The organism is Micrococcus sp. LASM2_SD2, assembly GCF_057364565.1.
Genome location: NZ_JBNFOB010000185.1, coordinates 1 through 5,006, shown reverse-complemented (window position 1 = coordinate 5,006; position 5,006 = coordinate 1). Strand labels below are relative to the sequence as shown.

The 5,006-nt window shown below is 73.9% G+C and carries 4 protein-coding genes and 1 pseudogene; 1 reads left to right on the top strand and 4 read right to left on the bottom strand.

The genetic code is table 11. The annotated features are described in order from the left end of the window. On the bottom strand, positions 1-176 hold a 176-nt coding region (locus AC2W7A_RS09465), incomplete at its 3' end, for a macro domain-containing protein (RefSeq protein ID WP_485991143.1). Positions 177-224: 48 nt separating this feature from the next. Between AC2W7A_RS09465 and AC2W7A_RS09460 the strand changes: the two genes are divergently transcribed. Further along, positions 225-1,448, top strand: coding sequence for a YihY/virulence factor BrkB family protein (locus AC2W7A_RS09460; RefSeq protein ID WP_485991142.1), 1,224 nt, complete (start codon positions 225-227; stop codon positions 1,446-1,448). 101 nt (positions 1,449-1,549) lie between these two features. Here the strand turns inward: AC2W7A_RS09460 and AC2W7A_RS09455 are convergent, their stop codons facing one another. The 3 genes and pseudogenes from AC2W7A_RS09455 to AC2W7A_RS09445 form a co-directional block, all read right to left on the bottom strand. Further along, the gene (locus tag AC2W7A_RS09455) at positions 1,550-2,332 is read right to left on the bottom strand and encodes a CHAD domain-containing protein (protein WP_485991141.1); all 783 of its coding nucleotides are present in this window, start codon (positions 2,330-2,332) and stop codon (positions 1,550-1,552) included. A gap of 239 nt (positions 2,333-2,571) precedes the next feature. Next, positions 2,572-3,168, bottom strand: a pseudogene (locus AC2W7A_RS09450) (CYTH domain-containing protein); the annotation flags it as partial. Between the two features lie 359 nt (positions 3,169-3,527). Continuing rightward, a complete protein-coding gene (locus tag AC2W7A_RS09445; protein ID WP_485991140.1) occupies positions 3,528-4,145 on the bottom strand; it encodes a hypothetical protein in 618 nt (205 codons plus the stop codon). Between the last annotated feature and the right edge of the window lie 861 nt (positions 4,146-5,006).

Genomic DNA, 5,006 nt, shown 5'->3' with positions numbered 1-5,006 from the left:
CACCGCTCGGCGCGCACGGCTCGGCAGGCGGCCAGCAGGGCGGGGCCCGCGGCGGCGTGCAGGGCACCGTCCACACCGCCGCCTCCCAGCAGGGACGAGTTGGCGGCGTTGACGAGCACGTCGGCTGCCTCGGCGGTGAGGTCTCCCCGGTGGGCGGCGATCTTCGGTGTCTTCATGCCACCAGCCTGCCAGCACAGGGCCGTCCTGGCATTACCGTGGGAACCATGACCGAGAGCCAGGGCCGGCGCCGCCGCGTGCGTCCGCGGCGCACCTACGAGCGCCCACGGGTGAGCCTGCTCTACGTGCTGCGGCGCACCGGCTACAAGCTCCTGGAGATCCAGGTCTGGGACGTGGCCGCGGCCATGACCTTCTTCGCGGTGCTCGCCCTGCTGCCGACCATGGTGGCGCTCGTGTCCACGGTGTCCCTGCTGGGGCTGCGCGATGAGACCCTCTCCACCGCGGCGGGGCTGGTGCACGAGATCTGGCCGGCCCTGTCCGTGGACGCCGTGCAGTCCACGATCCTCGCCCTCGGCGGTCAGGCGACCGGCACCCTGGCGGTGGTCCTCGGCGCCCTCGGCGCCCTGTTCTCCGCTTCGGGCGCCGTCGGCGCGTTCCACCGCGCCATGCATCGGATCCACGACACGCGTGAGGGCCGGCGGTTCCCCGCCTTCCGCCTCGCCGTCTTCCTGGAGACGCTCTCGCTCACGGTCGGCGCCGTCGTCGTGCTCCTGCTGGTGGTGCTGGGAGGAGACCTCTCCGCCCGGATCGGCCGCGCCGTCGGGCTGACGCAGCAGGCGGTCGACCTGTGGAACGTGGCGAAGTGGCCCGTGATCCTGGCGATCATCATGATCGTGGTGTCCGCCGCCTACCAGCTGGGCCCCAACGTCCGGCAGCCGCGGTACCGGGCGTTCTCCCCCGGGGCGGTCGTCACCGTGCTGCTGCTGTTCGGCGCCACCGTCCTGCTCGGCTGGGTCACGGCGAACCTCGGCCAGACGCAGCTGGTCGGCTGGATCACGTCCGCGATCGGCATCCTCGCGATCGCCTGGGTCACCGTGATCGTCCTCCTGGCCGGCGCAGCCTTCGACGCCGAGCTGCTGCGCGCCCGCCAGCTCGCGGTCGGCCTGGACGCGGCGGACGAGATCCAGCTCGCCAGCCGGCACACCGCCGTCCTCGAAGACCTCGAGCGCATGGAGGAGCGCCAGCACCGCGTCGGCAGGATCGTCTCCAAGGCCGCACGCACCGGTGAGTCCGTGGTGGTTCCCCACACCCGTCTGCTCGCGGAGGCGGGCTCGTTTTTCGCCGTGGAGCCGCGTTCGGGCAGGACCGCGGAGGACCTCTCCACGGGACGGCCGTTCCACACCCAGCTCGACCCGGACGACGTCCCGGACCCGGACGCCGGGGAGGAGGAGCCGGGGACGCCCCGCACTTCGGGGTCCCACCGCGTCTGACGGCCGTGGACGCCTCCTCCGGTCCTGCGTGAGGCAGAGGGCCCCGACGCCGTGGCGGCGTCGGGGCCCTCCGGGCTGTGGCACGTCGTCGTGCCCGTCGATCAGTCGTCCAGCAGGTCCTTCGGCTTGACCCGTGCGTGACGCAGGGCCGCGTCGAGGGCCGGCAGCGCCTGCTCCTCGGCCTCCGCCTGCGCCTGGTCCAGGCGGCCGGCCAGCCAGCCGTAGGTGTAGGCGGACTCGCCGGCGGCCGCGGCGGCCTCACCGACGCGGCGCAGTGCCGGGAGCACGACCTCGAGATCCTGGACGGCGCCGAGCGACTCGGTCACCTGCTCCCACTCGGAGGCACGGGCCGCGGCCACCTCGCCGAAGGCCGGGGCCATGGCCTCGAACGCGTAGCGCACGGCCTTGGCCCGCTTGCGGGTCTCGTGCAGCAGCACCAGGCGCTCCTGGGCCGTCGCTGCGTCACGGGCCGCGGCGGCCGTCTCCGCAGCGACCGCCACGGCGTCCGCGATCATCCTCGGCAGGACCTTCTTGCCCTTGCATCCGTGCTCGCCGGTCAGCGGCGGGGCCGCGACGAACTCGGTGAGGGTGTCCATCAGGCGCCCGTAGCGGGGCGAGGCCTGCGCCTTCACCAGCTGGGCGTGGGCCTCGGCGTGGCGGCGGTCGAGCTCCTCGGCGGCACGGGTCTTCACGGGTCCGTGGTAGTCCGCACGGGGCACACCGTCCAGGTCTGCGAGGATCCGTGCGGAGACCACCTCGGCGTCCCGCGGGGCGCCCAGACGGCGGGCGTACCAGCCCAGCTCCTGGCGCAGGGCGTCCGCCTGCTCCGCCTCGAACAGGTCGCCGAAGGTGCGCAGCGTGCTGCGCAGCCTGCGGATCGCCACCCGCGACTTGTGCACAGCCTCCGGCGCGTCCTCGGCCACGCCGCCTCACGCGCGCGGATGACCGCCGCCTGCTCGGCCACGTAGGCCATGACGAGCACGCCGGCCGGGTCCTTCTTCTTCGGCCCCTTGCCCTTCTCCTGACGCTTGAGGGACTTCTCCAGCGCACGGCCGAGCTTGGACGGGGACTCCGAGGGCTCGACGCCCTGGCCGGCCAGGTGCATCACCGTCAGGTCCAGCAGCTCCGGGGCGGCCCCCGGCATTAGCTCGACCTCGAGCTCGCGCCAGGCACGGCCGGACGGGGAGGCCTCCACCCGGTCGTCGCAGAGGGTCGCGACGACGGCCCCCTCCGCGTCCAGCAGGTCCACCTCGGTGCGCTGCGTGGACAGCACCGCCACCGGCATGAGGCCGCGCTCGGCCTCCGGCAGCGCCGCCCAGTCCTCGCCGAGCTGCTCGGCGAGCGCCTCCAGGTGCGTGGCCGGGACCGCCCAGCGGCCGGCTCCGGTGCCCAGGTCCGTGTGGACCTCCAGCCGGTCCGCTCCGGCGGGCAGCTTGAGGTGCCAGCCGTCGTCCGTGCCGCCCTCACGGCGGCGCAGGGTCACGCGGTTGCGCAGCAGGAGCAGATCCGCGGTGTCCAGGTAGACGGCGCGCAACGCATGCTCCCGCACCTCGCCCTGGTCGAAGACGGCGGACAGGTCCGGCAGCTCGGCATCCGCGTCCAGGACGAAGGTCACCTCGGCCTCGAGCGCGATCGCCGCATCCTCGTGGCCGTCGGCACCGGCGGTGAGCACGTCCCCGTTGTGGAAGGACGTCGCGGCCTCGTCCACCACGCCGGTCATCGCCGGGTCCGGGGACTGTGCGGCGCCGTCCTCGACGACTTCGACCGCGGCCAGAGCCGTCGTCGAGTCCGCCTTCTTCGCGGACTTCTTCTTCGCGGACTTCTCGGCTGCCTTCTTCGACGCGCCCTTCTCGCCGCTCTTCTTCGCGGACTTCTCGGCGGCCTTCGGCGACGTCGTCTTCTCGTCCGTCGTCTTCTCGTCCGTCGTCTTCTCGTCCGACGTCTTCGTGGTCTTCGCCATGCTGGTTCGTCTCCGTCTTCCTCAACGGGATCAGGTCTCCTGTCTCCAGCCTAGTTCCGCCGGGTCGGGCCGGCACAGGATGCGGGCGCGAGGGGCCGGCGGCCCGGCAGCCCGGCGCCTCAGCCTGCCGCGCGGAAAGCCTCCATCTGTGCACGGAGCATCTCGGCCGCGGCGTTCGGCTCCACCTGCACGAACGCCGTGGACAGGTGCCGGTGCCCCGCCGAGACCCCTCCGAGCGTCACCGCGGACTCGCCGCGCGGACCGGACGAGGAGACGAGCACCGCGCCCGGAACCCCCTCGACCGCAGAGAACTCGACGGCCGTGCCGTCCTCGCCCTCGATCGTCCCGCACGTCTCCGGCAGCGCGCCGTAGGGGCCCACGAGGTCCTCCGTGGAGGGCGTGTGGACCAGGAACGAGCCGACCGTGGCCTCGGGGCCGAGCACCCGCTCCGAGCCCGGGTCCACCTCGTAGCCGGTGTGCAGCAGGACGGTGTGCGGCACGGTCGTGGAGTCGATGCGCTCCACGAGCTCGCGGCACTCACCGGTCGGCGTCACCCCGTCCAGCGGCAGGGGCTGGGTGAAGGGCACGTCGGGCATCTCCTGGATGCGTTCGTCCGTCACCACCTTGCCCGGCATCTGTGCTGCCGGGACGACGGCGGCTCGCATCCCCGGCAGGACCCGCTCCGCCTCGCCCGGGGCCAGCGTGGACGAGTCCGAGCCGCGGAAGTTCCCGGGCACCGAGGCGACGATCTCGTCCGGATCCTCCGACGCCGCCTGCGACGTGGCCGCTCCGGCGTGGGAGCGGGAGGACGGGGCCGAGGAGGACGTCGTCGCGCCGTCCGGCTCCTCCGAGCCGGACGCGGCCGTGGGCTTCGGGGACGACGCACCGGCTTCCCGGGACGGAGCCGCACTCGCATCGGCGCTGACCTTCGAGGAGGAGGCGGAGGGTGCGGAGGCCTCAGGCGCCTCGTCGGGGCCACACGCCGTGAGCCCCAGCAGGGCCCGCCGCGCCCCAGCACCGCCCCTAGCCTGCGCCGGCTCCGCAGGCCACGGGACGGGATGCGGGGTGTGCCGGTGTGCGCTGCCGCGGTGCTCATGCGACGTCCTCCTCTGTGCATGGCCGCGCGCCGGTCCGCATCGGGGCAGCCGACGCGGCCGAGCCGACCGATCAGACGGACGGCCGCGCAGGTCTCCGAGGGAACCGCCCGGACGGCCGTGAACTGTCCCGCACCACTCTGGAACGGTCCGCCGCACGTCTCAAGAGGTCGCTGCCCGTCCCGCCTGCGGCGGCGCCCCCGCACCTCGTCGGTGCCGTCACGGCCTCCGCGCAGGCGACGCCCCGGTAAACTCCGCTTCGTGGAGGGACGCCCGTCCCCGCACGTCCGCCCCACCGCGCAGACGGAATGAGGACCCATGGCCACGGACTCCGCCGCCTGGCGCCGCACCGCCGTCGTCCTCGCCGGGGCCTGACGCGAGGCCCTGCGCGTCTCGGCGACGCGCGTGGACCCCAAAGCACCTCTTCCTCGGCCTGCTCGCCTCCGGAGGCCGACGGCCGGCCGGCCGCACACCACGGGCCTACGCTGCAGGCCGCACGCCGCG

Bases quoted from the DNA above. Each gene is read 5' to 3' on its own strand.
- AC2W7A_RS09460 (WP_485991142.1), top strand. From the start codon at position 225: ATGACCGAGAGCCAGGGCCGGCGCCGCCGCGTGCGTCCGCGGCGCACC.